The 26229-nt window shown below is 30.9% G+C and carries 25 protein-coding genes; 13 read left to right on the forward strand and 12 right to left on the reverse strand.

Features of this window, described 5'->3' with window-relative positions; translation table 11 throughout:
• Window positions 1-101: 101 nt before the first annotated feature.
• From AB2B44_RS00710 to AB2B44_RS00720, 3 genes are read left to right on the forward strand one after another with little or no spacing between them, the layout of a single operon-like run.
• The gene (locus AB2B44_RS00710; RefSeq protein WP_369047639.1) at window positions 102-683 is read left to right on the forward strand and encodes an HdeD family acid-resistance protein; all 582 of its coding nucleotides are present in this window, start codon (window positions 102-104) and stop codon (window positions 681-683) included.
• Between the two features lie 27 nt (window positions 684-710).
• Window positions 711-1409, forward strand: coding sequence for a DUF4136 domain-containing protein (locus tag AB2B44_RS00715; protein ID WP_369047640.1), 699 nt, complete (start codon window positions 711-713; stop codon window positions 1407-1409).
• 4 nt (window positions 1410-1413) lie between these two features.
• Window positions 1414-2013 (forward strand): outer membrane protein, encoded by a 600-nt coding sequence (locus tag AB2B44_RS00720; RefSeq protein WP_369047641.1) that lies wholly within the window; start codon window positions 1414-1416, stop codon window positions 2011-2013.
• Window positions 2014-2043: 30 nt separating this feature from the next.
• On the opposite strand, the gene AB2B44_RS00725 is transcribed toward AB2B44_RS00720, so the two are convergent.
• Window positions 2044-2811, reverse strand: coding sequence for a patatin-like phospholipase family protein (locus tag AB2B44_RS00725; RefSeq protein ID WP_369047642.1), 768 nt, complete (start codon window positions 2809-2811; stop codon window positions 2044-2046).
• A 201-nt stretch (window positions 2812-3012) separates the two neighbouring features.
• Here AB2B44_RS00725 and pdxH point away from each other — a divergent pair, with 201 nt between their 5' ends.
• The 4 genes from pdxH (at window position 3013) to AB2B44_RS00745 (ending at window position 6897) form a co-directional block, all read left to right on the forward strand.
• On the forward strand, window positions 3013-3660 hold the full coding sequence (gene pdxH / locus AB2B44_RS00730) for a pyridoxamine 5'-phosphate oxidase (protein WP_369047643.1): 648 nt from the start codon (window positions 3013-3015) through the stop codon (window positions 3658-3660).
• A 32-nt stretch (window positions 3661-3692) separates the two neighbouring features.
• Window positions 3693-4181 (forward strand): histidine phosphatase family protein, encoded by a 489-nt coding sequence (locus AB2B44_RS00735; protein WP_369047644.1) that lies wholly within the window; start codon window positions 3693-3695, stop codon window positions 4179-4181.
• 11 nt (window positions 4182-4192) lie between these two features.
• Window positions 4193-5089: a Ppx/GppA phosphatase family protein gene (locus AB2B44_RS00740; RefSeq protein ID WP_369047645.1), complete on the forward strand. Its 897-nt coding sequence runs from the start codon at window positions 4193-4195 to the stop codon at window positions 5087-5089.
• Window positions 5090-5223: 134 nt separating this feature from the next.
• A complete protein-coding gene (locus tag AB2B44_RS00745) occupies window positions 5224-6897 on the forward strand; it encodes an OmpA family protein (RefSeq protein WP_369047646.1) in 1674 nt (557 codons plus the stop codon).
• Between the two features lie 467 nt (window positions 6898-7364).
• On the opposite strand, the gene ftsY is transcribed toward AB2B44_RS00745, so the two are convergent.
• The 6 genes from ftsY to AB2B44_RS00775 form a co-directional block, all read right to left on the reverse strand.
• The gene (gene ftsY, locus AB2B44_RS00750) at window positions 7365-8318 is read right to left on the reverse strand and encodes a signal recognition particle-docking protein FtsY (RefSeq protein ID WP_369047647.1); all 954 of its coding nucleotides are present in this window, start codon (window positions 8316-8318) and stop codon (window positions 7365-7367) included.
• Window positions 8319-8425: 107 nt separating this feature from the next.
• Entirely contained in the window at window positions 8426-8578 is a 153-nt protein-coding gene (locus AB2B44_RS00755) for a DUF4295 domain-containing protein (protein ID WP_369047648.1), read from the reverse strand.
• A gap of 28 nt (window positions 8579-8606) precedes the next feature.
• A complete protein-coding gene (rpmG, locus tag AB2B44_RS00760) occupies window positions 8607-8789 on the reverse strand; it encodes a 50S ribosomal protein L33 (RefSeq protein WP_369047649.1) in 183 nt (60 codons plus the stop codon).
• Between the two features lie 28 nt (window positions 8790-8817).
• On the reverse strand, window positions 8818-9057 hold the full coding sequence (rpmB, locus tag AB2B44_RS00765) for a 50S ribosomal protein L28 (RefSeq protein WP_369047650.1): 240 nt from the start codon (window positions 9055-9057) through the stop codon (window positions 8818-8820).
• A gap of 82 nt (window positions 9058-9139) precedes the next feature.
• Window positions 9140-10390 (reverse strand): competence/damage-inducible protein A, encoded by a 1251-nt coding sequence (locus AB2B44_RS00770; protein ID WP_369047651.1) that lies wholly within the window; start codon window positions 10388-10390, stop codon window positions 9140-9142.
• 5 nt (window positions 10391-10395) lie between these two features.
• Entirely contained in the window at window positions 10396-11739 is a 1344-nt protein-coding gene (locus tag AB2B44_RS00775) for an aspartyl protease family protein (protein WP_369047652.1), read from the reverse strand.
• A gap of 152 nt (window positions 11740-11891) precedes the next feature.
• Here AB2B44_RS00775 and AB2B44_RS00780 point away from each other — a divergent pair, with 152 nt between their 5' ends.
• Together AB2B44_RS00780 and murB are read left to right on the forward strand one after the other, a co-directional pair.
• A complete protein-coding gene (locus AB2B44_RS00780) occupies window positions 11892-13088 on the forward strand; it encodes a pyridoxal phosphate-dependent aminotransferase (protein ID WP_369047653.1) in 1197 nt (398 codons plus the stop codon).
• Between the two features lie 11 nt (window positions 13089-13099).
• Window positions 13100-14107 carry a UDP-N-acetylmuramate dehydrogenase gene (gene murB, locus AB2B44_RS00785; protein WP_369047654.1) on the forward strand — a complete coding sequence of 336 codons (1008 nt, stop codon included), beginning with the start codon at window positions 13100-13102 and terminating at the stop codon, window positions 14105-14107.
• Window positions 14108-14751: 644 nt separating this feature from the next.
• Here the strand turns inward: murB and AB2B44_RS00790 are convergent.
• The 5 genes from AB2B44_RS00790 to AB2B44_RS00810 all read right to left on the reverse strand — a co-directional run bounded on the left by AB2B44_RS00790 (window position 14752) and on the right by AB2B44_RS00810 (window position 23328).
• Window positions 14752-15234, reverse strand: coding sequence for a hypothetical protein (locus AB2B44_RS00790; protein ID WP_369047655.1), 483 nt, complete (start codon window positions 15232-15234; stop codon window positions 14752-14754).
• A 53-nt stretch (window positions 15235-15287) separates the two neighbouring features.
• Window positions 15288-15644 carry a polymorphic toxin type 23 domain-containing protein gene (locus tag AB2B44_RS00795; protein WP_369048508.1) on the reverse strand — a complete coding sequence of 119 codons (357 nt, stop codon included), beginning with the start codon at window positions 15642-15644 and terminating at the stop codon, window positions 15288-15290.
• 579 nt (window positions 15645-16223) lie between these two features.
• Window positions 16224-17681 carry a glutamate synthase subunit beta gene (locus AB2B44_RS00800; RefSeq protein WP_369047656.1) on the reverse strand — a complete coding sequence of 486 codons (1458 nt, stop codon included), beginning with the start codon at window positions 17679-17681 and terminating at the stop codon, window positions 16224-16226.
• 9 nt (window positions 17682-17690) lie between these two features.
• A complete protein-coding gene (gltB, locus tag AB2B44_RS00805) occupies window positions 17691-22202 on the reverse strand; it encodes a glutamate synthase large subunit (RefSeq protein ID WP_369047657.1) in 4512 nt (1503 codons plus the stop codon).
• Between the two features lie 706 nt (window positions 22203-22908).
• A complete protein-coding gene (locus AB2B44_RS00810; RefSeq protein WP_369047658.1) occupies window positions 22909-23328 on the reverse strand; it encodes a CBS domain-containing protein in 420 nt (139 codons plus the stop codon).
• Between the two features lie 144 nt (window positions 23329-23472).
• On the opposite strand from AB2B44_RS00810, the gene AB2B44_RS00815 reads away from it, so the two are divergent.
• From AB2B44_RS00815 to AB2B44_RS00830, 4 genes are all read left to right on the forward strand, one after another.
• A complete protein-coding gene (locus AB2B44_RS00815) occupies window positions 23473-24105 on the forward strand; it encodes a Crp/Fnr family transcriptional regulator (RefSeq protein WP_369047659.1) in 633 nt (210 codons plus the stop codon).
• A 65-nt stretch (window positions 24106-24170) separates the two neighbouring features.
• On the forward strand, window positions 24171-25154 hold the full coding sequence (locus tag AB2B44_RS00820) for a DUF3365 domain-containing protein (RefSeq protein ID WP_369047660.1): 984 nt from the start codon (window positions 24171-24173) through the stop codon (window positions 25152-25154).
• A gap of 4 nt (window positions 25155-25158) precedes the next feature.
• A complete protein-coding gene (gene trxA / locus AB2B44_RS00825) occupies window positions 25159-25455 on the forward strand; it encodes a thioredoxin (RefSeq protein ID WP_369047661.1) in 297 nt (98 codons plus the stop codon).
• Between the two features lie 81 nt (window positions 25456-25536).
• Complete coding sequence (locus tag AB2B44_RS00830) at window positions 25537-26076, forward strand: DUF2202 domain-containing protein (RefSeq protein WP_369047662.1); 540 nt, start codon at window positions 25537-25539, stop codon at window positions 26074-26076.
• Window positions 26077-26229 lie beyond the last annotated feature (153 nt).

The raw sequence follows: 26229 nt of genomic DNA on the forward strand, positions 1-26229 counted from the left end.
ATTGGTCTTTTAAAGGTAAAAAACTAATTATAATCATAATAAATTTGTAAGACATGTTGAGATTAATAAATTTTTTCACACTAAAAAAAAACTAACGAACTATGAAAACAAAATTTAAGAGTATCGAAAACCGAATAGAAAAAACTGTTAAAAATTGGTGGATACCATTAGTAATCGGAATACTATTACTAATAACCTCTATTTGGACATTTGCTTCACCTTCAGAATCATACCTAGCATTAACTATAGTATTTAGTATAACTTTTTTAGTTGCAGGAGTAATGGAAATTTATTTTGCCATTGCCAATCGACATGAAATTAGTGGTTGGGGTTGGAATTTAACCTTCGGCATTTTAACATTAATAGTAGGGTTTATGCTAATAAGAAACCCCGTAATTTCTACAATAACATTACCCCTTTATGTTGGTTTTGTATTGCTGTTTCGTTCTATATCTTCAATTGGTTGGGCCATAGATATTAAAGATTATGGTTTTTCTAGTTGGAAAAGCGTTTTGTTTATAGGAATATTAGGAATTATCTTATCTATTATTATTTTATGGGACCCCTTTTTTGGAGGGCTTACCGTAGTTTTTTGGACTGGATTAGCTTTTATGACTGGTAGCTTTTTCAGTTTTTATATAGCTAATACCTTAAGAAAATTAAATAAAGAGCTAAAAAATTAAAGACTCAACAACTAAAAAATAAAAATTATGAAAAAACCTTATTACAAAACCATCTTAATTACGATAGTTTATGTACTATCGGTGGTCATTTTCAATTCGTGTGCCCCTTATCCTTCAGAGCAGGATTATATAACCGACTATGACATTGTCTATACAAAATATGAGGAGTCAAAAGATTTTGGACAGTATACAACGTACTCATTACCCGATAAAATTCCGTTTTTAGACAATTCTTCTGACGACCCTACCTACTTAGACGACACCAATGCGAGTTTAGCCAATCTAATTAAAACAAAACTCAACTCAATGATGTCTAGTAGAGGCTATACATTAGTAGATTCAGATAGTGACCCTGATTTACTTTTAAACATAGGCGTTTTAAACACAAAAGTTTCTGATCATATTGATGATTGTTGGTGGTATGACGACTCTTTTTACTGGAATTGGTATCCTGGTTGGGATTGGGACTGGGATTGGGGCTGGGGTTATTATCCTTGTTGGGGTAGTTACTATAGTTACAACAAAGGTTCTTTAGTGATAGACTTGGTTGATACCAAAGGATCTACAGTTTCTAATTGTGATCAACCCGATTCTAACTGCTTGTTAGACACCCCTTGGAATTGTATTATTAACGGTCTGTTATCAGATACAACCATAGGTCTTGATAATAGAATTCAAAACTCCATAGATCAAGCATTTAAACAATCACCTTACTTAAAAAAATAAAACTATGAAAACAAAAAATATATTATTATTAGTTGCGTTACTATCCTTTTCTATTTCAAGTTTTAGCCAAAATTCTTTTTCTATAACTTATAACTTTGGCTCTTTAGGAAGCAAAGACTTAAAAAACTTTGTAGATAATAGCAGTTGGCGAGGGTGGCAATATGAATATCAATATCGTTTAAAACCTCAAATTACTTTAGGGTTACTATCTGGTTATCAAGGTTTTTACGAAAAAAGACCCCGACAAACCTACACCCAAAACAACACATCGATTAATGCGGTAACTTGGCGGTATTTTACTAATATTCCATTATTAGTAACCTCTAAATATTATTTTAAAGCAAAGGAAATTAAACCTTATATCGGAGTCGGAATTGGTTTAGGATTTTCGAAACAAGAAATTCAAGTAAGCGATTATCTGGTAACTGAAAACAACACTAATTTTGGACTTCTAGGGGAAGGCGGTTTAGAATACAATTTCAATTCGTATTGGGGAATACTTTTTAATGCTAAATACAATTATAGCACCTATAACCCAGATGATTTTGACGCAAATAATATGGGATACCTAACCCTTGGATTAGGATTGAAATTTGATTTTTAATTAACACCAATAATATCAAACATACTTTATTTAGTATCTGAGTTTAAGTTTTTTTAATTCCTTCATTGTAGCCACATAACCTGTGGCTACAATTTTATCAAAAATTTTAAAATTTAGCACGTCATAGCTACCACATTCTACAGGATCAATTAACATATCACACAAAGTAATTTCACTAGCAACAGTGTTATATATTGATATTCTAATAGCCCTATCTAGTAATTGAGCTGTTTTGGTCAGTGTAAAGTCTTCTGGAATATGATTTACATGAGAGCCTATCAAAAAATTGCACTTATCTCTTATCGATGATGCTGGTAAATTTTTAACCAATCCTCCATCAGCATAATAATTACCATTAATATTAACGGGCTTAAAAACCAACGGAATTGATACCGAAGCTAAAATAGCTTCTATTAAATTTCCAGACGAAAAAACTTCATGTTTTGCTGTAGTTAAATTAGTAGCTGAAACATAAAAAGGAAGTTTAAGTTTTTCAAATGTATCAGGTAATATGCTTTCTAAAGTTCTTCTAACATAATTATGGTTAGACAACCCTAATTTAAACCCTCTAACATTAAATATCTTAAGGCTTGTTTTGTTGAGCGCCATTTTTTCAATATCCGAAAAAGTATAACCATAAGCAATTAAAGCACCTATTACAGCCCCCATACTTGTACCAGAAATAACTTCTGGCAGCATATTATACTCTTCCAAAGCTTTTAACACTCCTACATGAGCAAAACCACGTGCACCACCTCCACTTAATGTTAAACCTATTTTCTTTTTTTTTACAGTCATTTTATTGGGTTTACTCAACACTTTAATATTAGTAAAAAACACACATAAATCCAAGAAAAAAGCAACATTTATCTTTTTAATTTACTAAAAATTTTTGAGTTAAATTATTATAGTAAAAAACGCTAAACACACCCATAAAGATTTTTTTCATTTAAAAAGATTTACGTTACTTTACAAAAAATAAAATTTGATATTTAACCAATGTCACAAGATTTAAGCAACTATCGTAAATCGTATAAAAAACAAGAGCTCCTAGAGCAAAACTGCCCAGAAAACCCGATGGAATTATTCCAAGAATGGTTTATAAATGCCGATTCTTCAGATCAGTTAGTAGAAGTTAATGCCATGACCGTATCTACTATCGGATTAGATGGTTTTCCTAAAAATAGAATTGTTTTACTTAAAAAATATACTTGGGAAGGTTTTATTTTTTACACCAATTATCAATCGGAAAAAGGAATGGCAATCAAAGCTAACAACCATGTTTGCTTGTCTTTTTTTTGGCCTCCTTTAGAACAACAAATTATTATTAAAGGAAAAGCAGAAATACTCGCTGAAAATTTATCTGACGGATATTTCGAATCACGACCTGATGGAAGTAAATTAGGTGCTTGGGCATCAAACCAAAGCTCTGTAGTTAGCTCTAGAGAACTATTAGACAAACAATTAAAAAATTTTGAAGAAAAATATAAAAACCAAGAAATACCACGTCCAAAACACTGGGGAGGTTATTTAATAAAACCTATTTCTATTGAGTTTTGGCAAGGTCGCCCTAACAGAATGCACGACAGAATACGATATACCTTAGAAAAAGATTTTTCTTGGAAATTAGAACGATTAGCACCTTAATTTTTTATATTTACCCTCTCAATAGCTATTGAATGAAAACACTCTATATTGTTCGTCATGCCAAATCGTCTTGGGAATACGATAACGTAAAAGACATTGACAGACCTTTAAAAGAAAGAGGAATTAATGACGCACACTTGCTTTCTAAGTATTTAGCTCAGCAAATAAAATGCCCAGATGTTTTTGTAACTAGCACCGCAAATCGTGCATTACATACAGCCGTAATATTTTGCGAAAATTTTAACTATCCTCTGTCAAATCTTAAAATGAAAAGACAACTATACAGTTTTAGTGACGGATATTTAGTTAAAACAGTTAAAGCATTAGACGACGGGTTTAATTCTGCAATAATTTTTAGCCACGATCATGGCATTAACACTTTTGTTAATAAATTTGGCAGTAAACCAATAGCACATGTACCTACTTGTGGTATAATAGGTATTGAATTTAAAGAAAGACACTGGAAAAACATAAAAAAAGGAAATACCATTTTGGTAGAATTTCCTAAGGACCATAAATAACAGCAACTATTTTGTTAACCATAAAAAAATACGGAGCAATAGATATTGGCTCAAATGCTATCAGATTATTAGTTTCAAATGTTATTATTGAAGAAAACAAAGAAACTTTATTTAAAAAATCTGCATTAATTCGGGTACCCATACGTCTAGGTGCTGATACTTTTATTTTAGGTAAAATAAGCCCTGAAAACACAAGCCGTATGGTTGATGCTATGAATGCTTTTAAATTGCTTATGAAAATTCATAAGGTAGAAAAATATAAAGCCTGTGCAACCTCTGCTATGCGCGAGGCTACTAACGGACAAGAAATAGCCGACACCATATACAAAGAAACGGGTATTTTAATTGATATTATTAATGGCAAAAAAGAAGCTGCTATTATTTCTTCTACAGACTTAAAAGAATTAATTAAAAGTAATGCCTCATATTTATATGTTGATGTTGGAGGAGGAAGTACCGAATTTACTATTTTTTCTAAAGGAAAAATAATTAATTCAAAATCGTTTAAAATGGGAACAGTTAGACTGATAAACAATAAAAAATCAGATAACAAAAAAATGTTTCTAGAGGTTGAAAAATGGATTAAAAACAATACTAAAGATTTAAAAAGACTATCTTTAATTGGTTCTGGCGGAAATATCAATAAAATCTATAAAATGTCTGGCAGAAGCGAAGGGAAACCTATTTCGTACATCTACCTAAACGCTCAATATCAATTTTTAAAACAAATGAGCTATGAAGAACGCATATCAGAATTAAGCTTAAATCCAGACCGAGCAGATGTGATTATACCTGCCACAAAAATATATTTGTCGGCAATGAAATGGAGTGGGGCTCGAAAAATTTATATTCCTAAAATAGGACTAGCTGACGGCATAGTTAAAAGTCTGTATAACAATACTTTATAAATTATTTTCAAATTTAATTTAACATGTCTTTAACAAATAATTATTTTTTATATATTTGTTGTGTGACTTTGCTTCACTAAGTGTGTCATAACATAGTAAATGCTAAATAATCAAAAAAACAAATTTTATTCATTATGAAGAAACTATTATTATCTGGAACATTAGTAATGTTCGGTCTCAGTATGGCTGCGCAAGACCTTCCAACAAACGCTGAACCAGGAAAATGTTACGTTCGCTGTAAAACTCCTGAAGTATGGAAAAACGAAGATGTAACTGTACAAGTTGCACCTCAGTACAAAAAATTAACGGTTGTACCAGCAACTTACAAAACAACAACAATACAAGTTGTAGGTAAAGAAGCAGGAAAACAATTAACAGTAACAGATCCCGTTTTTAAAACTGAGTCATTTACTGTGCCTAGCAAAGAACCTAGTTACTCTTTAGAAGTAGTTCCTGAAACTATTCAATCTGTAAAAGAAACTATCGTAGTAAAAGAAGCTTCTAAGAGATTAGAAATAGTACCTGCTGTTTACGAAACTAAAAAGTTTGAAATAGAGATGCGTCCTGCTTACAAAAAATTAGTAGTGGTACCTGCTGTTTACGAAACTAAAACAAGTACAGTTGTTACTAAAGCTGCCTCTAAGAGATTAGAAGTAGTACCTGGAAAATGGACTACAGAAACAGTACCTTACAAAAAAAGAGAGTTTGGTTCAGAATTAACTGTAGTACCTGCTCAATTTTCTACAGAAACAGAAACTCTTGAAGTCCGTCCAGCTTCTGCTAGATGGGAAATGAGTGCTAAAGCTCCTGATTGTGAGTCTAGCGACCCTAACGACTGTAGATACTGGTGTTATAAAGAAACTCCTTCTCAAAGTACTACTGTTAGTAAAACAGTTTTAACTAAAGATGCTACTGTTATGAGTCACAACCCATGTGATGATGCTGCTAAAGGTACTAATTGTGGTGAGGCTACTTATACTAAGCAAGTACAATCTACACCTCCTTCAACTAGAGAAATTGCTATACCTGAAGTAACACAAACTTATACTACTCGAGTAATGGTAACTCCTCCTTCAACTAAGGAAATTACTGTACCTGCTTTATATAAAACGTTTACTAAAACAGTAATGGTAACACCTCCTACTACAAGAGTAATCGACATACCTGAAGTAACACAAACAATTACTAAGCAAATAGTAAAACCAGCAACTACAAGAAGAGTTGAAATTCCTGGTGAAACTAGAACAATGCAAAAAACTGTGTTAGTAACTCCTGCAACAGTTAACACTGTTGAAATTCCTCAACAAATGAAAACCCTTACTAAAACAGTATTAGATAGAGATGCTAGCACAACAGAAAAAACTGTTGAAGCTCAATACAGAACTATCACTAAAGAAGTTTTAGTATCTAAAGGTGGTTTAACAACTTGGAAAGAAGTTGATTGTGAGTTAGTAAAAAACACTCCATTACCAATTAACTGGAACACAGGTAGCTATACTTTAACTCCTGCTGCTAAACGTATTATCGACTCTCGTTTATTACCATTATTAAATGATGGTGTAGCTGTAGCAATCGAATCTCATACCGATTCAAGAGGTAGTAAAGAAAGTAACCAAGTTTTATCTGAAAGAAGAGCACAAGCTGTAGTAAACTATTTAGTTTCTAAAGGTATTAACCCTAGCAAATTAACTGCTAATGGTTATGGTGAAACTAGATTAACTAACCGTTGTTCTGATGGCGTTTCTTGTACAGAAAGAGAGCACGCTGCAAACAGAAGAACTACCTTTAGAGTTATTAGCCAAAAATAATTTTAGCGCAAAATACTCTTTTCTTCAATAAGAGAATAAAAAAACCGAGTAAGTAACTTTACTCGGTTTTTTTATTTACCTAAATTAACACGTTTATAAATAAAGAATATAAAACAACTAAGCTCTTTCTAAAATATTAGAATTTAAAAGAAAACTTAAATCAAAAAACTTCGATTTATTATTTCCACTTTCTTTCAATTCTTTCTCTATTCTTTTACCTAACTTTTTAAAATTAACTTATTTTAAAATAGCGATTATTCGAGGTAAGTATTGTAGTATATAATAAAAGAGACTGTGAAAATTATAAATCATCTGATTATAGAATTTGAAAACCACTAATATTCTCTAAAAAATTGTAGCATAATATAACACCCCATTATTTAAAATTTTAAATAATGGGGTGTTGCTTATTTTAAGAGCCTTATTTGCAAATAACACAATAAAACAACTTCTAAAAAATTATGTTTTTACTTAAAAAATGAATCTACAAATTCATATTTATTAAACACTTGCAAATCATCAATACCTTCACCTACACCAATATACCTTACTGGAATTTTAAATTGATCAGATATACCAATTACCACGCCTCCTTTTGCCGTTCCGTCTAATTTAGTTACCGCCATAGAAGTTACCTCAGTAGCCTTGGTAAATTGTTTTGCTTGCTCAAAAGCATTTTGCCCTGTAGAACCGTCTAACACCAATAATACATCGTGTGGGGCATCTGGAATTACTTTTTGCATTACACGTTTAATTTTAGTTAACTCATTCATTAAATTAACTTTATTATGTAAACGTCCAGCGGTATCTATTATAATAACATCTGCGCCTTGGTTTACACCTGATTGAACTGTATCGTATGCTACAGAAGCGGGGTCTGAACCCATTTTTTGACGCACAATGGGTACTTCTACCCTATCTGCCCAAACTTGTAGTTGATCTATTGCTGCAGCTCTAAAAGTATCTGCCGCACCTAAAACCACCTTTAACCCTTTCTTTTTAAACTGCGAAGCCAACTTACCAATAGTTGTTGTTTTACCTACTCCGTTTACCCCCACAACCATTAACACATATGGTTTTTTATTTTCAGGAATAATAAAATCAGTTTCGTTACCCGTATTAATTTCTGATAACAAACCCGCTATTTCTTCTCTAAGTATGGTGTTTAATTCTGCCGTACCCAAATATTTATCTCGAGAAACACGATTTTCTATACGTTCAATAATTTTTAGCGTAGTGTTTACCCCTACATCTGAGGCAATTAAAACTTCTTCTAAGTTATCTAAAACATCATCATCTACTTTAGATTTACCTGCAACTGCTTTAGACATTTTGTTAAAGAAACTTGTTTTCGATTTTTCTAATCCTTTATCTAAGGTTTCTTTTTTGTCTTTTGAAAATATATTCTTGAAAAAACTCATTTGATTATCGTGTTTTTAAGAGCTTTACAAAATTAAGGAAATAAAGCGCATAAAAAAAGCTACTCTCGGTTAGAAAGTAGCTTTAGTTTATTTTTTCTTGTCAAAAATTATTTTTGTGCTAAAAAGTCGTTTACTTGTGTTGGATCCATAATACTTTCAACAAAAGTATAAGCTCCTGTTTTTTTTGATTTTACCATTTTAATTGCTTTGGTTAATCTTTTAGATCCTGTTTGTAAAGTTGCTACTGATTTCTTTGCCATCTTAGTATAAATTTATGCCGTAGCGTTATTATTTTATTTCTTTATGAACGGTCATTTTCTTTAAAACTGGATTAAATTTCTTTAATTCAATTCTATCTGGAGTATTCTTCTTGTTTTTAGTAGTTATATAACGAGAAGTTCCTGGTTGCCCTGAAGCTTTATGCTCTGTACATTCTAAAATTACCTGTACTCTGTTTCCTTTTTTTGCCATTGCTGTATACTTTATCTAGTAAGGAAAATTATTTGGTTAAAAAACCTTTTGCTCTTGCTTCTTTAATAACAGCAGAGATTCCTTTTTTATTAATATTTTTTAATGCAGAAGCCGATATTTTCAAAGTTATCCATTTATCTTCTTCTGGAATATAAAAACGCTTAGTCATTAAATTAGCGTTAAATTTTCTTTTAGTTCTGTTCAATGCGTGAGAAACATTGTTTCCTACCATTGCTTTTTTTCCTGTTAATTCACAAACTCTAGACATCTGTTGACAAGTTTTTTTAGTATGTTATCTCTAAACGAGGTGCAAAAATACATTAAATTTTAAAAATCAGCAAAACAATTTATTATATTTTTTTTGAAATTTTTTGTTCTAATAATTCTATCGACTTAGTAACGGTTCTATTAATTACCTTTTCTCTGGGGTTTCCAAAGTTAAATTCATTTACCGTTACTCCATTTTTATCTGCAATAGCAATATATACCAAACCTACACTTTTATCGTTATTATCAGTTGTTGGCCCTGCATTGCCTGTAACCGCTATCGCATAATCGGTTTGTAGTTTTTGTCGAGCATTTTTTGCCATTACCTCAGCTACCTGAGCACTTACAACTGTATATTTTTCAATCATTTGTATGCTAACATCTAACAACTGCGTTTTTAATGCAGCCGAATAGGTTACAAAACCTCCTTTATAATAAGCTGATGCCCCTGAAACTGAAACTAATGTAGCCGCAATTTTACCACCTGTTAAACTTTCGGCAGTACACAATGTCTGTTTTTTTTCTTTTAATATGCTACCTACATTACTTTCTAAAGAACCTTCACCTTCTATACCTTTAACCACATCTGGTATTAATTGATAAATTTTATCAATTATAACCGCTAACTCTTTTTCTAAAGCTAATTTATCTCCTCCTTTTGCCGATAATCGTAAACGCACTTTTCCAAACGACGGTAAATAAGCTAACTTTATATAGGCTGGTAAATTATTTTCAACCGTTTCAATTTTTTGAGCGATAATACTTTCTCCTTGCCCGTAAGTCATTATGGTTTTATGAATAATAAAAGGCAGTTTATATTGTTTTTGAAGTCTTGGCAGCACCTCATTTTTCATTAAACCTTTCATTTCGTAGGGTACACCGGGCAATGATACAAAAATGGTATTATGCTCATAAAACCACATACCCGGAGCGGTGCCTAAATTATTCATTAATAAGGTTGCTTTTGACGGAAGTTGCGCCTGATATTTTTGAACCTCGTTAAACGGGTGATTAATTTTTTTAAAAAGAGATTTTATCGTATCGATTACCTCTGGATATTCAACAAACTTATCGTCTTTAAAATATTTTGCAATCGTTTTTTTAGTTATATCGTCTTTAGTAGGGCCTAACCCGCCTGTAACAATAACAATATCTACTCTGTTTTCAGCTTCTTTTAGTGCCTTTAAAATATGTTCTTCTTCATCTTGTATAGACGATATTTGATATACTGAAACCCCTATACTATTAAGCTTTTGAGCTATCCATTGAGAATTTGTATCTACTATTTGACCTATAAGAATTTCATCTCCAATGGTAATAATTTCTGCTTTCATCTTTACTAAATTCTCTTTTTTAATTGGAATTCAAATGTAAGTTTTAATCCTGCTCTACGCACCTCTAATCGTATTTTTTTGTTTGGTTTTGTATGAAACAATTCCATAAGTTGATCTAACGTATAATGGTGAGCTTTTTTACCATTAACCTTAAGTAGTTTATCACCACTTAAAACCCCTGCGATAGCTGCAGGAGAACCTTTGACTACTTTATCTATTTCATATGCTGGGTAAAAAACATAATGATAACTTGTTATCATCGAAATCGTATTTTTTTTATCGTTTGTATTATCTGTATTACCCCCCTTTGAGTTTGTTGTTTTTACCGCCTCTTTCACCAATTCTTTTCCTGCATATACAATATGCAATCCACTCATATTATAATAAAAAGGTTTCGACAGCGAAGCTGATTTTTTGAATGTTATTTTTTTATTAGTATAATCAATCCATATTTTAAATCGCTTTAAAATAGCCCCTCCTATACTTCCGTTTCGAGTTTTAAATTTACGAGCATTATGCGTTGAAATAGAATCTAAAAATGTTGCTGTTGGATTTTTTATTACATATTTTTGTAATGAAATTTGGGGTATCTTACTTCTATTTCCATAAATAGTTCCACTAAGACCCTCGCCTAAAATATCTTTAAAATTTTTTATAGGTGTTTTTATAGCTCCTTTGGTGTTTTCAAATAACCATAAGGCATCACTACCTCCTGAATCTATTAATACTTTTACAGGTATTTGTTCTTTACCAACAGTATCTAATTGAACATTTACATTGATATACGGTTTGTTTCGATAAAACTCTAACGGAAATGTTTCGCATTTACGACATTTTGGATATTTAAAATATTTAGGATTATAAAAATCGATTTGTTTAGTGTTATAATTTATCCGAGCAATTACATTTTTTAACAAATTATAACCAATAATACCATGAATAGTAATACCCATTTTACTCGAAATATTAAAATTATCTCTTAATATCACATATAAATTTTGATTTGTGCTTACTAAGTTATTTAATTTAAATTGATTATTTTTAGACAATAGTGATTCAACCGATTCTCCGCTACCAAGCCCTTGTAAAGTAACCTTTTCAACATTATTAAGGTTAATTGTATCTTTTTCAGAAAAATTAAAAAGAATTGTTTTATTTGCACCAGAATCTAATAAAAAAGACAATTTTTTACCATTTATTTCTAACGGAATTACAATTAAATTATTAATTAATTTAAATTTTACAGTTTGTTTTTTATCGTTAGCCCCACGAAACTGAAATCCTCTTTGAGCAAACCCTACGCTTGTCAATAACAAGAAAAAAACAAGAAGTATTATTAATTTTTTCAACCGATGAGATCTATAAACAACCATCAATATACAAGCTAGTTTTAATTTCTGCAATTTTGATGGTGATTTTAATATCTTTATTTTAACAACACTCTACATTTATCAATAATATTTTGCAAATTTGCTCTTTATTTACCCACAAAAAACATTCTATGCCATCAATATCAAAAAAAGGTAATGCAATGCCGCAATCGCCTATACGAAAATTAGTTCCTTTTGCTGAAGCAGCTAAAAAAAAGGGAGTAAAAGTGTATCATTTAAACATTGGTCAACCAGACATTAACACGCCTAAAGTGGCGCTTGATGCGGTAAAAAACAATACTGTAGAAGTGTTATCGTATGCGCGATCAGAGGGTTCTGAAACTTACAGAAACAAATTAGTTAACTACTATGCAAAAAACAATATTGAGCTAACTCCTGACCAAATTATAGTAACCACTGGTGGTAGCGAAGCTCTGTTTTTTACCTTTGGCAGTATTATGGATAATGGGGATGAAGTTATTATTCCTGAACCTTTTTATGCTAACTACAATGGTTTTTCAATAGCTTCTGGAGTAAAGGTAGTCCCTGTAATTTCTAAAATTGAAGATAATTTTGCCTTACCACCTATCGAAGATTTTGAAAAACTAATTTCTCCAAAAACAAAAGCAATTTTAATTTGTAATCCTGGAAATCCGACAGGATATTTATATAGCAAAGAAGAAATAAAAAAATTAAAAGACTTAGTTTTAAAACACGATTTATTTTTAATTGCCGATGAGGTATATCGCGAATTTGTATATGATGGATTAGAGCATAACTCAATAATGAAAGAAAATGATATAGACCAACATGCTATTATGATTGACTCTGTATCAAAACGATATAGTATGTGTGGCGCACGTATTGGTTGTGTAGTATCTAAAAACAAACAAGTTATACAAACGGTTTTAAAATTTGCTCAAGCACGGTTAAGCCCACCAACCTATGCCTTAATTGCTAGTGAGGCCGCATTAGAAACCCCACAAAGTTATTTTGACAAGGTTATTGAAGAATATCTTGAACGTAGAAACACCTTAATTACGGAGTTACAAAAAATAGATGGAGTTAAGGTTGCTAAACCTAAAGGTGCTTTTTATTGTATTGCCGAATTACCTGTTGATAATTCTGAAGATTTTGCACAATGGATTTTAGAGGAATTTAGCCTTGACAATGAAACCGTTATGGTTGCACCAGCGGGCGGATTTTATTCAACTAAAGACAACGGAAAAAATCAAGTTCGAATTGCCTATGTATTAAATAAAGAAAGCCTAAAACGTTCGGTAACCATTTTAAAAGAAGCTCTACAAGTTTATAATCGCTTAAAATAGTATTTCTAATTTTGACCATTCAACAAAATATTTCATTAAAAAACTACAATACTTTTGGTATTGATGTTACTGCCAATCGGTTTGTTACAGTTACCTCTGTATACGAATTACAACAACTTTTACAAACCGAAAAAGAGTTGTTTTTACTCTCAGGAGGCAGCAATATATTACTAACCAAAAACATTAATAAGCTTGTAGTACATATTGATATTAAAGGAATTTCAATAGATAGAGAAAACCATAACGATATATACATAACGGTAAACGCTGGCGAAAATTGGCATGAGTTTGTACTGTGGTGCGTATCTCAAAATTATGGTGGATTAGAAAATTTATCTTTAATTCCTGGAAAAGTAGGCACCTGCCCTATTCAAAATATTGGGGCTTATGGGGTAGAAGTAAAAGATACTATTACCCAAGTTGAAGCGATTGAAATTGAAACAGGTAAATTAGTTTCGTTTTCTAACCCAAACTGTAAATTTGGCTACAGAAACTCTATTTTTAAAAACGAAGCAAAAGGCAAGTATATAGTAAGCTCAGTAAGTTTTCAGCTTACCAAAAACAAGCACCACTTACGTACCTTATACGGAGCCATCGAAACCGAACTAGCATCAAAAAACATTAAAAGCCCTACTATTAAAGACATTTCGGATGCAGTTATTGCTATACGAAAAAGTAAGTTACCCGACCCAAAAGAAATTGGCAATAGCGGTAGTTTTTTTAAAAACCCCGTAATTTCAAAAAGCCATTTTTTAAAACTACAAAAACAATACCCTTCAATACCTAATTACCCCATTTCTGACAGCCAAATAAAAGTTCCGGCAGGTTGGTTAATCGAACAAAGTGGCTTTAAAGGCAAACGTTTTGGTAATTGTGGCGTACATGAAAAACAAGCTTTAGTACTGGTAAATTACGGTAATGCAACGGGTGATGAAATTTATGCTTTAGCTCAAAAAATTAAACAAACCATTACACAAAATTTTGGTATTGATTTAGAAATTGAGGTAAATGTATTTTAACTCAAAAAAAGGTTCAACTTTAAATACGTAAAACCCTCGATATAAGTTTACACAAAATTTTGGATAGTGCCGCAAACTTCCTAACCAATCTAATCTCAGGACTTATTGTCTACAGCTTTTTTACCTAAAAAAACCTTCAATTAAATTTCAAACTGCGAATTCTAATCAAATTTACTTGTTTTAATAATCGAACTCAGGTTAAAAGAAACATAACACAAAATAATATTAAAAACACTTTTTTTATTATTTTTTTTTCTTTTTATCTCTTTTAAAATAATTAATTATTTCTTTATAAAGGTCATAAATTGTTATAAGAAAATCTACCATGTTATTTAATATAATTTAAAATTGAGTCAATAGATTCATTAACACCACTATAATACTCATTAATAATAAAATTAGGCTTTAATATTTTTTTATGACAATTTCACAAATACTGTCACTAATTTTCTTTTGTCCATTAATGAATTTACCATCTTTAATATGCATTGATTCTAAAACAGGAACTTTAACTTTACTTTCTAAGAAAAAAATATTTATTTCTTTAGGTATTCTGAAAAGTTTTATAATCCTGTGAATATCCTAAAAGAAACATAGCTCAAAATAATATTAAAAACACTTTTTTTATCATGGTAAATAATTTTTCATTTAAAATTAATTTTTACACAAAAGAAACCATCCTCAGCATAATAAGGATCCCTTATATGATCTCTAATAATTGAGTCTTTATACATAAACTTAAAAATTTTATTTTTAACCTCATTTGATGAGTCTTTAAGTTTTAACAAAATAATATTATCATTCTTGAAATTTAATATTACAGTATTCTCTTTTTTACCTTTGTTAGAATAAAAAGGTATTGTATTTTTTGAAAAATATTCTTTTAATGGTCTATTATATGACATTGAAATGCCAAAAAAGATTTCTTTATCCAAATAAAATCTCACATATAAAGAATCTTTAGAAATCTCTTCGATTCGAAAACCATTTATATATGATTCTTGTGATTTTTTACAATTACCATTAAAACTGTAAACATTTCCTAATAAATTTTGAGATTCTTGAGAAGAACAAGAATTCAAAGTCAAGACTAGGAGAGTGATAAATAAATATTTAACCTTTAACACAACATCAATATTTTATACTCTATTACAATATTATTCATATATTATTTCTTTTTTTACCATAACGTATAAGGATTATGTGATTGATATTGAAAATAACCTGTAGACGTTATATTAAATTTTTTAAACCAAGGTTGATAAGATAGTCCTGTATGAGCTCCAATATTTTGAATAGCATGTCGAATTCCTTCTGAGTTCCCTCCTAATCGATAACCTTTATAGTCAAAATACAATACCCCCATACGTTGATTTGAATCATTTGCTGTTCCTGAATTATACTGACCTCCTTTGACACCTTTCTTACCAAGTAAACCAAAAAGATATTTTCTTCTTTCGCTTGAATCAGGATGACCTGCTACTAGACCACTTACTTCTTTTAAACCTACCTCATGCTCTCTAAAATTTGTTTTTATTAACCTGTATTAAATAAAACCAAATACCGAACCTACCCCAACTGTCTAATCATTAGTATTTAATAAGTTTTGAGAACTTAACGAAAATGCGGTTATCAAAAAAGAAATTACATAAAATAATTTTGCTTTCATAGAATTTTTAAATTAAAAGAGTTAGCAACCCATTAAAAATAGGTTAATTATTTATTAAAAACAAAAAAACACATCCTGAAAATAGTTTTACAAAAAAAAATACTGACTTTAAAACACTGAATCACAAGGAATTCAATAAATCCTGAGCATAAAATAATTTAACTTTTTATTCTTTTATAAATTGAGCCAAATAATCTCTTACATTATTTGAGGGTATTTCAAATTCAATAACAAGCACCTTTATAGTCGATGAAGTGTTTTTAATTTATAGAAGTAGTAAAGGTATTTCTTCATCTCATTTATCTATCAAAAATGCAGAAATGTATCAAAATTAGTAAGCTCGTAATTAATAGAGACTCCAGCCTCTGTAATTTTAGGTAGTATCAAAAAAAAACCAAGAAACAACATGTTGTTTCTTGGTTTTTTATATATAAAGTATTTTAAAGGCTATACCGAAGGTAAATCACCTTTTCCTTTGGTTTGCAAATACGATTTGCTCATTAAGTATTCATCTACCGATTTTGCAGCTTCTCTACCTTCAGAAATTGCCCAAACAATTAACGATTGTCCTCTATGCATATCACCCGCTACAAATACATGTGGTACATTCGTTTGATAATTTACAGCTTTATAATTAGTTCTAGCATCAACTTCAACACCTAATTGCTCACTTAAAGTAGCCTCTGGACCTGTAAAACCTAATGCTAACAAGGCTAACTCACAAGGCCATGTTTTTTCTGTGTTGGGTTTTTCTATTAATTTAGGACGTTGTCCAGGAATTATTTCCCATTCAACTTCCACCGTTTTTAAAGCCGTTAAATTACCTTTTGCATCGGTAACAAATTCTTTAGTATTAATAAGCCAATTTCTACCACAACCCTCTTCGTGTGACGAACTTGTTTTAAGTTGTAAAGGCCAAAATGGCCAAGGTGTTGTTTCACTTCTATGTAAAGGTGGTTTAGGCATAATTTCAAAATTAGTAACCGATTTAGCACCTTGCCTATTCGAAGTTCCTACACAATCAGAACCTGTATCGCCACCACCAATAACAATTACATTTTTGTTTTCTGCCGATATTATTTCGCCTTCAACGGGCTTATTAAAAAGCTGCTTGGTTTGTTGTGTTAAAAAATCCATTGCTTGGTAAACCCCTTTCGACTCAATACCTTTTACAGGTAATGACCTACGTTTTGTTGCGCCGCCACACAACACAATTGCATCAAAATAATCTAAATTTTTTATATCGTAGTTTCCACCAACATTTGTGTTGGTTTTAAAAATAACGCCTTCTTTTTCAAGAATATCAACCCTTCTGTCAATAATTTCTTTTTCTAGTTTAAAGTTTGGAATTCCGTAACGTAATAATCCTCCAATTTCATCATCTCTTTCAAAAACAGTTACATTATGCCCTGCTCTATTTAATTGTTGTGCTGCAGCCAAACCAGCAGGTCCTGAACCAATTACAGCAACTGTTTTTCCTGTTCTATGCTTAGGCACTTCAACCTGAATCCAACCATTAGCAAAAGCTTTTTCTACTATATTTTTTTCAATATTTTCAATAGAAACAGGATCATCAATAATTCCTAAAACACAAGATTTTTCACATGGCGCAGGACATAACCTTCCTGTAAATTCTGGAAAATTATTAGTTGAATGTAATATTTTAGAAGCTTGTTGCCATTCTTCCTTATAAACCATATCATTAAAATCAGGTATAAGATTTCCTAACGGACAACCGCTATGGCAAAAAGGAATACCACAATCCATACATCTTCCACCTTGTTCTTTTAAATCAGATTCTTTTAGCGGAACGGTATATTCTTTATAATTTTTTACTCTTTCTTCTACAACTATATTGGTTTCGTCTTTTCTATGAAACTCTTTAAATCCTCCTATTTTACCCATAACTAAAATTTAAGCTGATATTTTTTGTAACGTATTTTTTTCTTTAGAAATTCTTTCTAAAGCCTTCTTATAGTCTTTTGGAAACACTTTTATAAAATGATGCTTTACAGTATCCCAATCATTTAAATATTCTTGTGCAAGTTGACTATTCGTGTGTTCGAAATGATTTTTTATATGTTGTTCTAATTCATCAATATCTTGTTTAGAAAGCGGATCTAAATCAACCATTTCTTTATTACACAAATAAGTGCTAAACTCTTTACTTTCATCAAACACATATGCAATTCCGCCACTCATACCTGCAGCAAAATTACGTCCTGTTTTACCTAACACCACTACTTTACCACCTGTCATATACTCACAACCATGATCTCCTAAACCTTCAACAACTGCGGTTACTCCAGAGTTTCTAACAGCAAAGCGTTCACCTGCAATTCCGTTAATATATGCCTCTCCAGTAATACCTCCATAAAAACATACATTACCTACAATTATATTTTCTGATGCTTTAAAAGTGGCTTTTTCAGGTTTTTTAACAATTACTTTAGCCCCCGACAGCCCTTTACCTAAATAATCGTTTGTTTCACCTTCTACTGTTAACGTTAACCCTTTGGTTGAAAAAGCACCAAAACTTTGCCCTGCAGAACCTTTAAATAGTAAATTTAAAGTATTTTCTGGCAAACCATCTTCACCATGTTTTTTAGAAATTTCGTTACTTATTATAGCTCCAACAGCTCTATCTGTATTATTAATAGAATAAGTTAAGGTCGTTTCTTTTTTACTTACAATAGCCGCTTTTGCATCGGTTAATATTTTTAAATCTAATACTTTTTCTAATTGGTGATTTTGTGTTTCGGTATTACACAAAATAGTATCCGATTTTAATGCAGGTCGATGTAAAATAGCTGAAATATCAACTCCTTTTGCTTTATAGTGATTAATTGCATGATTTGCATCTATTTTTTGCGACTGACCTACCATTTCTTTAAGCGTTCTAAAACCTAATTGCGCCATAATTTGACGTAATTCTTCAGCTACAAAATACATGTAGTTAATTACATGTTCTGGCGTACCTTTAAAGTTTTTACGTAATTCAGGGTCTTGCGTTGCAATACCCACTGGGCAAGTGTTTAAATGACAAGCACGCATCATTATACAACCCGAAGCTACCAAAGGTGCTGTAGCAAAACCAAATTCTTCGGCTCCTAACAAGCAAGCAATAGCAACATCTCTACCTGTTTTTAATTGTCCATCACATTCTAAAACCACTCGGCTTCTTAAGTTGTTTAATACTAATGTTTGTTGTGCTTCTGCAATACCAAGTTCCCAAGGTAAACCTGCATGTTTTAGCGATGTTAATGGTGAAGCTCCTGTACCGCCATCAAAACCAGAAATTAAAATTACATCGGCTTTTGCTTTTGCTACTCCTGCGGCAATTGTACCAACCCCCACTTTAGAAACTAATTTTACATTAATTCTAGCTTCTCTATTTGCATTTTTTAAATCAAAAATTAATTGAGCTAAATCTTCTATCGAATAAATATCATGGTGTGGCGGTGGTGAAATTAACCCTACATAAGGCGTAGAATTTCTAACCTCTGCTATCCATGGTAATACTTTTTCACCTGGTAATTGCCCCCCTTCTCCTGGTTTAGCTCCTTGAGCCATTTTTATTTGAATTTCTTGAGCATTGGTTAAATAATTACTTGAAACGCCAAATCTACCAGAGGCAACTTGTTTAATGGCACTATTTTTCCAATCACCATTAGATTCTTTTTTAAATCTATTTTTATCTTCTCCTCCTTCTCCTGAATTACTTTTACCTCCAATTCGGTTCATAGCAATCGCTAAGTTTTCGTGTGCTTCTTGACTAATAGAACCATACGACATAGCACCCGTTTTAAAATGTTTAACAATTTCTGTCCACGGTTCTACTTCATCAATAGAAATTGGATCTAAATTGGTAAACTCAAACAACCCACGAAGAGTCATTAAATTTTTATTTTGATGGTTTATGGCATCAGCATAAACCTTATAGCTTTCTTTGCTTTTAGTGCGAACAGCTTGTTGTAATTTAGCTACTGTAGTTGGATTAAACATGTGTTTTTCTCCATTTCTTCGCCATCTATATTCGCCTCCAATTTCTAAATCTAAAGCACTTTTATATGCTTCTTTTTTAAAGGCTAAATCAAATCGTTTTTGAATATCCTTGTCAATAACCACCAAGCCAATTCCTTCAATTCTAGAAGGTGTATATGGAAAATATTTTTTAACAAATGCTTCTTTAAGACCTAGAGCCTCAAAAATTTGTGACGATCTGTATGAGTGTAAAGTAGAAATACCTATTTTATTCATTACTTTTAACAATCCTTTTCCAATGGCTTTGTTAAAGTTTTCTACTGCTTGATCTTCGGTAAGCCCCTTAATTACTTCTGTTTTTACTTGCTCACGAATAATTTCATTAACTAAATATGGATTTATAGCACTTGCTCCGTATCCAAATAAAGCAGCAAAATGATGGGGTTCTCGAGGTTCTGCCGTTTCTAAAACTATACCAAACTTTGATCTTTTTTGTATAGCATTTAACCCATGGTGTACATACGAACAAGCTAACAGCGCGGGTATAGGCGCATTTTCTTTGTCTACATTTCTATCTGAAAGAACAATAATATTTGCTCCGTTAAAAATAGCTTTTTCACAAGCTACTAAAATATCGTCTAAGGCTTTTTCTAAACCGTTAACCCCTCTTGAAATAGGGTATAAAATAGGTATAGAAACCGTTTTAAAATCAGGATGAGTAATATTTTTGATTTTGTCTAAATCATCATTAGAAATCACAGGGTTTTGAATTCTTAGTTTTTTTGCCTGCTCAGGAACAATATCAAAAATATTTCTATCACCACCAATAGCTAAACTAATATCGGTGATTATTTCTTCTCGAATACCGTCTAAAGGTGGATTGGTTACTTGTGCAAATAACTGCTTAAAATAGTTATATAACAGTTGTGGCTTGTCTGATAAAATAGCCAAAGGTGTATCGGTACCCATTGAACCTATAGCTTCTTTACCTTGTATAGCCATCGGGTTAATAACTGTTTTTATTTCTTCTATAGTATAACCAAACGCACGTAATCGTGTTTTATAATCGGTAGGTTCTAATGCACACATATTATTAGTGTAAGGCACATCAGATAGCGACAAAAGATGTTCTTCTACCCATTTTTTATAGGGGTGTTTCGATACAATACTTGTTTTTATCTCTTCATCTTCTATAATACGCCCTGCATTCATGTCTACCAAAAACATTTTTCCTGGCTCAAGTCTTCCGTGTTTTTCTACATTTTCAGCTGGCACTTCTATCACACCAATTTCTGATGACATAATTACAAATCCGTCTTTAGTAACGGTATATCTAGAGGGTCTTAAACCATTTCTATCTAATAATGCCCCTATATAATTTCCATCTGTAAAAGGTATTGATGCAGGCCCATCCCATGGCTCCATAATACACGAATTGTATTGGTAAAATGCTTTCTTATCTTCGCTCATGGTTTGGTGCTTTTCCCATGCCTCAGGCACCATCATCATCATTACTTCAGGTAACGTTCTACCTGTCATTAACAATAGTTCTACAACCATATCCATCGATGCAGAATCTGATTTCCCTTTATTTACAATAGGGAAAAGTTTTGTAATATCTTCTCCAAACAAATCGGTTTTCATAAGCTCTTCTCGAGCTCGCATTCTACCGACATTGCCTCTTAACGTGTTAATTTCACCATTATGGCACATATAACGGAAAGGTTGCGCTAAACTCCACGCCGGAAAGGTATTGGTAGAAAATCTTTGATGTACTAACGCTAAACGAGTTACCACATCTTTTTCTTTAAGGTCTTTATAATATCTACCTATGTCTTCAGGTATTAAAAGCCCTTTATAAATTAGCGTAGTAGTAGATAGTGATGAAAAATAAAAATAATCTGCTTGTGATAATTTGGATTCTTCAAGAATGTGTTCGGTAATTTTACGAGCAGCAAAAAGTTTAGCATTAAATTGTATATCTGTAAGCTTTTGATCGTTTTTATCTATAAAAACTTGCTTAATTTTAGGTTCGGTTTTAGAAGCTATTTTACCTACACTGTAAGAGTCAACAGGTACTTCTCTCCAACCAATAACGCGTAACCCTTGTTTTTTTATTTCTTCTTCAAAAGTAGTAGTGCAAAAATTAGCTTGATTTGCGCTTTTAGGTAAAAAAAGCATTCCTACGGCATATTCTTTAGGTTCAGGAATAGAAAATGAACAAACTCTTTTAAAAAATTCGTGCGGAATGTCAATTAAAATACCTGCCCCATCACCTGTTCTACCATCAGAACTTACAGCCCCTCGATGTTCTAATTTTATTAAAATTTCTAATGCATTATGAATAATCGTATTCGATTTTTCGCCATTTAAATTACAAATAAATCCCGCACCACAATTATCTCTTTCAAATTCTGGTAAATATAAACCTTGCTGCTTCATTGTTTCAATTTTATATTATCTTTATTACTACTTCTTTAATCACTTACTAAATAAAAACTTACATCTGTTTATTTCGATTAAAATATACGCCTCTGTATGCCTTGTTTATCTAGCCTTTCTTTTTCATTACAAAAACTTAATCTCATTGGTAAACAAACATTAAATTTTGTAATTAATTACCTGCCAAAATTTATCTTAAAGCTCTCAAAATTTGTGTTGATTATTGCTTTTTTTTATGGTTATTTTTTTACCTTTTTGATTAAATTATGGCTAAAAGTAAAGCTTTTTTTACTTTTAAAAACAGATAATTACTGAAAAACATTTTTACAAAATTAACACCTATAAACCTTATAAACAAATGGCTAAAGGGCTTAGCGCCTCTGAAAACGTTTTCGTAAAAACACCCGTGTTAAAAAAAACACCCTTAAATTTTTAATTTGCTAAAACGAAGTAAAAAAAAGATAACAGAAATACTAAATACAAAAAAAACGAAGTATAGATTATACATTTAATAAAAATACATATTGTTAAAAAAAATCAAAAAAAATAATGTTTGAGCTGTATATTTTATATAATTATTAAGGTTTATGTTGATTTTTTACTATCAAAATTCATTTTTTATTAAAAATAATTCAATAAAAAAGCCGTCTTAAAAAGTACATTCTAATTAATCGTAAATTGTAATTTTAAAGACAGCTTACCCTATTTAAAATTGCTCTAATAAATAGTTAATTAAATCTGTGGTGGTTACAATACCCACCAAGTCATCACCCTCTAGCACGGGTAATGCATGAAACTCTTTTTTAGCTAATATCTCTGCAACTTCTTTTATCGTTGTATTAGAAGTTACAGTTACTAAATTTTTCGCCATAACTTGATCAATCGTAAACATGTTGTATACCACAGTATCAACATCAGATTCATTTTCATCAATAGCATCAGCAAAACTTATCCGTAATAAATCTGTATAACTTAACATACCCTTAATTTCATTTCCACTTACAACAGGAATATGTCTTATCTGTTTTTTCTTAAATAATTTTTCTGCTGTCATTAAATCATCTGTACTAGCTAATGTAACTACATCTTTGGTCATAATTGCTGAAACTGGTGTTCTTTTTTTCATATTTGTATGGTTTTTTATTTATTTCTACCTCAAATTTCTGAAATAAAAACCCTTAAAAAATTGATTAAAATCACCCTTTTTGTTGTTTTTTTTTCGTATATAAAAAGTGTAATTATTTACTTATTTTTACAAAAACGTTTCATCTTGATAGAAAATTTACACAAGTATTACGGTTATTTATTTGAAGAAAAATTATTAGAAGAAATAGCAGCGGTTGCTACAGTAAAAGAAATAAAAACCAACGACGTTATTATAAATATAGGAAGCTATATAACCACAATTCCATTACTGTTAAATGGAGCTATAAAAATATTACGTGAAGATAGCCAAGGAGACGATTTGGTTTTATATTATATTGAAAAAGGTGATACTTGTGCTATGACACTTTCGTGCTGTATGAGCGAAACCAAGAGTAAAATAAAAGCCGTTGCAGAAACCGATGCAAAGCTATTAATGATTCCTAAGCAAAAAATGAGTGAATGGCTTAGTAAATATAAAAGTTGGCAAGAGTTTATTTTACACAGTTATCATAGTAGACTAGAAGAATTTATTGAAGCTATTGACACCATTGCTTTTTTAAATATGGATAAGCGTTTACTTAAATATATAAAAGATAAAGCTCTTGTTAATAATAATGATACAATTAATGTTACTCATCAACAAATAGCAAACGACTTACATACATCACGAGTAGTTGTTTCTCGACTTTTAAAAGCTTTAGAGAAAAAGCAAAAAATAATGTTGTACAGAAACCAAATTAAGGTATTAGATCTTTGATTTCTGTAACATAGGTTACATTTTTTATTATAGAATCGTTTTACCTTTACAGTAAATTTAAAACAATGAAAAAATTAATCCTAATAATTTCAGTAGTAACTTTTTTTAGCTGTAATCAAACTAAAAAAAATGAGTACTCTAAAAAAAATACAGAAAAAGCTGTAACCGAAAAAACAGTTAATTACGAGGGTAAAAAATTATTAGAAACAAACTGTTTTGTTTGCCATAACGCTAAAACGCCTCACAATGAAAGAATTGCCCCACCCATGATTGCTATAAAAGCACATTATATTAACAAAAACACGTCTGAAGAAGAGTTTACTAAAAATTTTGTAACCTTTGTATTAAAGCCTAGTAACGAGAATGCTAAAATGCATGGTGCTGTTAAACGATTTGGCTTAATGCCTTATCAAAAATTTAATGAATCTGATTTAAAAAAAATAGCTAACTATATCTATAATTACCAAATTGAAGAGCCTAGCTGGTTTAAAGAACATTGGCAATCTAAACAAGGTAAAGACTATATTAATTCAGGCAAAAAAATAAGCGCTAATCAAGTTGATGAAAGTGCTGAAGAAATTGGATTAAAATACGCTATGGAAACTAAAAAAACATTAGGCAAAAATTTAATGGGGGCTATTCAAAAAAAAGGCACCCTATATGCTTTACAGTTCTGTAATGAAAAAGCTTATAAACTTACCGATAGTATGGCTACAAAATATAACGCCACTATTAAACGAGTTTCTGACAAACCACGAAACCCAAATAATACTGCCAATAAAGAAGAGTTAGAAATTATTAATCAGTATAAAAAAATTATAAGCGATAATAAAACCATAAAACCTATTACAAAACAAATAGAGGGTCGTACTAAGTTTTATTACCCAATTATTACAAATAACATGTGCTTACAATGTCACGGCACCCCAAACAAACAAATAAAAATAGAAACCTTAAAAGAATTAGCCAACTTATATCCTACCGATCAAGCTAAAGGTTATGATATAAATCAAGTACGAGGAATTTGGAGCATTTCTTTTAAAAAATAATACTATGGGAAATTTTTCTGAAACAATTAGAGGAGGCAAACCTGTTTTGATTGATTTTTTTGCCGAATGGTGTAACCCTTGTAAAGTTATGTCTCCTATTTTAAAAGAAGTAAAACAAGATTTAGGTGAAGCGGTTATTATTTTAAAAATAGATGTCGATAAAAATCCGAAAATAGCAGCTACTTACCAAATTAGAGGAGTACCCACATTTTTGCTTTTTAAAGAAGGTAAGCTATTATGGCGACAATCGGGCATGATAAATAAAAATGACTTAATAGATATTATTAATCAACATATTTAAATACATTCTCTTGTGTAACTAAAGTTACTGACTACAGCTAAAACATTACCTAAATTGGTATAAATTTTAAAAGCCGTTATCATGAAAACTTTAAACACCTTAACCGTATTAGTATTTCTCTTTACAGTGGGGATAAGCAGTTCTTGCCAAGACAATACTACCGATAATATTGGCCTTAATATTGCTATTTCACAAGACGAAAAAAGCCAAATGCTTTTTATGTTAGAAGAAGAAAAACTTGCCTTTGACGTATACAATTATCTTAACGAAAAATGGAGTTTAACTGTTTTTCAAAATATTAGTCAGAGCGAACAAAGTCACATAAACTCAATGAAAGCCTTATTAGACAGTTATAGTATTGCTTATAGTATAAGTGAAGAGCAAGGCTTTTTCAAAAATTTAGAACTTAAAAATCTTTATAATGAATTAATCAGTAAAGGACAAAAATCTGAACTAGATGCCCTTCAGGTTGGTAAGTTAATTGAAGAAAAAGATATTAAAGACCTAGAATTAGCTATTAAAAGCACCAATAATGAAAATAGCATAAACACCTATAACAATTTATTACAAGCCTCTTATAACCATTTAAATGCGTTTAATAAAAATATTTTGAAGTATTAATTCGCTTTTTTTATTATCTAATACTAAATTTTATTGACAACTATAATAAATTTAGTAAAGCAAAAAGGGTAGATTTTTATACTAATAAAAATCCACCCTTTTTTTTAATTAAAATCTATTAAATATGAACTGGATGGGTCAAAAAAACCACTT

Source organism: Tenacibaculum sp. UWU-22, assembly GCF_041021355.1.
Lineage (GTDB): Bacteria > Bacteroidota > Bacteroidia > Flavobacteriales > Flavobacteriaceae > Polaribacter.

Excerpts from the sequence above, each read along its gene's own strand:
- AB2B44_RS00710 (WP_369047639.1), top strand. The coding sequence starts at position 102 with ATGAAAACAAAATTTAAGAGTATCGAAAACCGAATAGAAAAAACTGTT.
- AB2B44_RS00830 (WP_369047662.1), top strand. The coding sequence starts at position 25,537 with ATGAAAACTTTAAACACCTTAACCGTATTAGTATTTCTCTTTACAGTG.
- AB2B44_RS00755 (WP_369047648.1), bottom strand. The coding sequence starts at position 8,578 with ATGGCAAAGAAATCAGTAGCAACTTTACAAACAGGATCTAAAAGATTA.
- ftsY (WP_369047647.1), bottom strand. The coding sequence starts at position 8,318 with ATGAGTTTTTTCAAGAATATATTTTCAAAAGACAAAAAAGAAACCTTA.
- rpmB (WP_369047650.1), bottom strand. The coding sequence starts at position 9,057 with ATGTCTAGAGTTTGTGAATTAACAGGAAAAAAAGCAATGGTAGGAAAC.
- AB2B44_RS00810 (WP_369047658.1), bottom strand. The coding sequence starts at position 23,328 with ATGAAAAAAAGAACACCAGTTTCAGCAATTATGACCAAAGATGTAGTT.
- AB2B44_RS00720 (WP_369047641.1), top strand. The coding sequence starts at position 1,414 with ATGAAAACAAAAAATATATTATTATTAGTTGCGTTACTATCCTTTTCT.
- AB2B44_RS00715 (WP_369047640.1), top strand. The coding sequence starts at position 711 with ATGAAAAAACCTTATTACAAAACCATCTTAATTACGATAGTTTATGTA.
- AB2B44_RS00745 (WP_369047646.1), top strand. The coding sequence starts at position 5,224 with ATGAAGAAACTATTATTATCTGGAACATTAGTAATGTTCGGTCTCAGT.
- pdxH (WP_369047643.1), top strand. The coding sequence starts at position 3,013 with ATGTCACAAGATTTAAGCAACTATCGTAAATCGTATAAAAAACAAGAG.
- AB2B44_RS00770 (WP_369047651.1), bottom strand. The coding sequence starts at position 10,390 with ATGAAAGCAGAAATTATTACCATTGGAGATGAAATTCTTATAGGTCAA.
- AB2B44_RS00800 (WP_369047656.1), bottom strand. The coding sequence starts at position 17,681 with ATGGGTAAAATAGGAGGATTTAAAGAGTTTCATAGAAAAGACGAAACC.
- AB2B44_RS00725 (WP_369047642.1), bottom strand. The coding sequence starts at position 2,811 with ATGACTGTAAAAAAAAAGAAAATAGGTTTAACATTAAGTGGAGGTGGT.
- rpmG (WP_369047649.1), bottom strand. The coding sequence starts at position 8,789 with ATGGCAAAAAAAGGAAACAGAGTACAGGTAATTTTAGAATGTACAGAG.
- AB2B44_RS00780 (WP_369047653.1), top strand. The coding sequence starts at position 11,892 with ATGCCATCAATATCAAAAAAAGGTAATGCAATGCCGCAATCGCCTATA.
- gltB (WP_369047657.1), bottom strand. The coding sequence starts at position 22,202 with ATGAAGCAGCAAGGTTTATATTTACCAGAATTTGAAAGAGATAATTGT.
- AB2B44_RS00735 (WP_369047644.1), top strand. The coding sequence starts at position 3,693 with ATGAAAACACTCTATATTGTTCGTCATGCCAAATCGTCTTGGGAATAC.
- trxA (WP_369047661.1), top strand. The coding sequence starts at position 25,159 with ATGGGAAATTTTTCTGAAACAATTAGAGGAGGCAAACCTGTTTTGATT.
- AB2B44_RS00820 (WP_369047660.1), top strand. The coding sequence starts at position 24,171 with ATGAAAAAATTAATCCTAATAATTTCAGTAGTAACTTTTTTTAGCTGT.